This window comes from Sulfuricurvum sp. (assembly GCF_049305995.1).
Taxonomy (GTDB): Bacteria; Campylobacterota; Campylobacteria; order Campylobacterales; family Sulfurimonadaceae; genus Sulfuricurvum.
Genome location: NZ_JBAQPS010000244.1, coordinates 1 through 2,650 on the forward strand (window position 1 = coordinate 1; position 2,650 = coordinate 2,650).

Consider the following 2,650-nt stretch of genomic DNA (forward strand, 5'->3'; position numbering starts at 1 on the left):
TATTGGGATATAAAACACCTTCAGAAGTGTTCTTTGCTACAATTACGAAATCTTATTCTGTAGCTTAACCGTGTGTTGCACTTACTACTTGAATTGGCGTAATAAAAAGAAATGGTTGGATAATGAAAAAATAATTAAGATGGATCCCCGATCAAGTCGGGGATGACGATAAGAAAGAGAGGGTTTTACCAGTTACGAATACGGATATGGCACGAAGTACATTGTTTGAGTAATTGAGTGTAATCATCCAATGCATTGTCCATTTTACCCCCTTCAATCGAAACAATCATATCATCCGAATACATACGTAACATTTGTGCTGTTTTTTGTGCAAACTTATACGCATACACTTGGTCTTTCGGCAAAATAACTTTTACCTCTTCACTTTCCAGTGATTTGAGCGTTCCTTGAAGTTTTTTAACTCCGGCTTTCATCTCATCGGTAGAGCTGTACAAACCGCCGCGTTGGATTTGCTCCATAGCGTCCAACATGGTACGCATATCCTGCATCAGTTCCAATCTAGGATCTTTTTTATTAGGTGTGGCTGCTTCCAATGAACCAACCAATAGTGTTCCTGCCATTAGGGCTACTAAAGTTTTTTTCATCTATTCCCCTTTTAGTATTGGATAATTTCTTTCGAAAATTCAGTGAGCTTAACGGTTTTTGCCGAGATCGAGACCAATTTCTTCGCCTCAGCCGGTCCACCGTAAAACTCTTTTAACTCCGGACGGAAACTTTTGAAATAATCATGAAATTTATCTTGCCCTAAAATACCGACAGCCCACAATGTGTCATCCGCCGCATGTTCTAACACAACAGCATTAAGAGGCTGTGTTGCAGCACCACCGAGTACTTTAGCTCCTGCACCGGCATCAAAGGCAGAGAGGTGGGAAGAACAAACAATAACCCCGCTTTTATCATACGCCATTGTTTTACCTGTAGTCGGAACATATCCAATAAAGCTGTCATTCGGCGTCGGATGGGTCATTTGATGGGTACAAATCGCTACATACGAAACAATCGTACGCTCTTTACCAACACCACTTTTCCAAGTATACATTTCAGCACTGTCTGATTTTAATTCTACATTTTGTGACGTCGGCTTAGGTAAGTTGATCAACATACAAGGAGTTGACGCATACGGATAATTAAAAATATAAGTAACCTCTTTTAGCAAAGCTGACGCTTTAATAGGTTTACCCGCAGCATCTACCAATTGAGTTTTTTCATACGCCTTAAATAAACGTCCGTCATCCGCATAAAGTGTACCGCGAATCAATGAAGGGTTAACTGCAACAACCGTTGCACCGGCAGCTACTACCTTTAAAAAATTTCTTCTGTCCATGATAATATCCGTATTGTGTGATTTTGAGAGATAAGTTTAGCAGATTTTGGATTTAGATTCCAAGTAGAAATACAATAATAGAATCGTGCACTGAGCCTACTGCTGAAGTAAACCCAGTGTTAACGTAGCTAATGGGGGTTTTACTCCCATTAGCGTTCAAATTAATTGAACAAATCGCGCATTGCGCCTTTGTACCAATCATGAGTTGCTTTTGCAAGACCGCTAGTACGGAATTTGCCAGTTGCTTCATCTTTTGGAACCGATCCTTTAGAACCGATAACCGGACCTGCAACCATAAATTCATGATTAACCATGATTGCTTCTTCCGGATTTTCACCGACCATTGAATAACAAACGTTTGCACTTTTATATGGAAGCGCTGATGCAACACTGTATGATTTACCGTGAAGTACATGAGCGATCTCTTTTGCACACTCTTTACCTGACCAAATAGCCGATTGACCGCTTGGAGGAATCGCATGACCGACAACGTCACCAACTGCAAATACATTTTTATCGGTAGCTGTCGCAAACGATACCGGTTTTTCAGGGCTAGTTGCCATTTTAACTTTTTTGAAGCCATCTGGAGTAACGGCAACACCTGCCATCTCGATAACCGGATTTGACATATTGTGAGGGATAAAATTGAAAATGCCGTATTTGATTGTTTGTGTAGTTTTTACACCAACGGTATCTTCTTTATCTTTGAATGCTGTTTGCTCGTATGTGATCTCTTTTTTATCAAAATCAACATCTACGATACGGCAGTTATCACGGTGTTCAACCATACCGTTATTTAGTTCTTTCCAAGATTCTTTAAACGCTGCACCTTTTGCGATTTCAGCAGTTTCATTAAGAATAATAACTTTACCGCTTAATCCCTCTTTTTTCATGTGATTCGCGATCATACTTGCACGCTCAAACGGTGCTGGAGGACAACGATATTTTCCTTTAGGAACCGTGATAACAACATCACCTTCATCTAATGTTTTAACCAAACGATCAAGTGCTACGTGTTCACCACCTGGTACCAATGCTGCCGGTGCAACGCGTTTAGCTTTTGCAATTTTTGCATCTGACCATGTTGGGAATTGCCCTTTGTAGTTATAGTCGATCCCTGGAGCAAGAACGAGGATATCATAACCAACACCGCCTTTAGAGGTGTGAACAACTTTATTTTCACGGTCAATTCCTGTAACAACTGCTGTTAACATTCCATAGCCGTTTTTTTCAACCGCTTGTGAATAGTCATGCGTCAAAGTGCTAAGACTAACACCTTTGATTCCACCAAGGTTACAATTCGAA

Annotated in this window: 3 protein-coding genes; all 3 read right to left on the reverse strand. The window is 40.4% G+C overall.

All coding sequences use genetic code 11. The annotated features are described in order from the left end of the window. Positions 1 to 185: 185 nt before the first annotated feature. Positions 186 to 605: a hypothetical protein gene (locus tag WA010_RS08485; RefSeq protein WP_422556696.1), complete on the reverse strand. Its 420-nt coding sequence runs from the start codon at positions 603 to 605 to the stop codon at positions 186 to 188. An 11-nt stretch (positions 606 to 616) separates the two neighbouring features. Continuing rightward, positions 617 to 1,345: a sulfur oxidation protein gene (locus tag WA010_RS08490; protein ID WP_422556697.1), complete on the reverse strand. Its 729-nt coding sequence runs from the start codon at positions 1,343 to 1,345 to the stop codon at positions 617 to 619. Positions 1,346 to 1,506: 161 nt separating this feature from the next. Next, on the reverse strand, positions 1,507 to 2,650 hold a 1,144-nt coding region (locus WA010_RS08495; RefSeq protein WP_422556698.1), incomplete at its 5' end, for a hypothetical protein.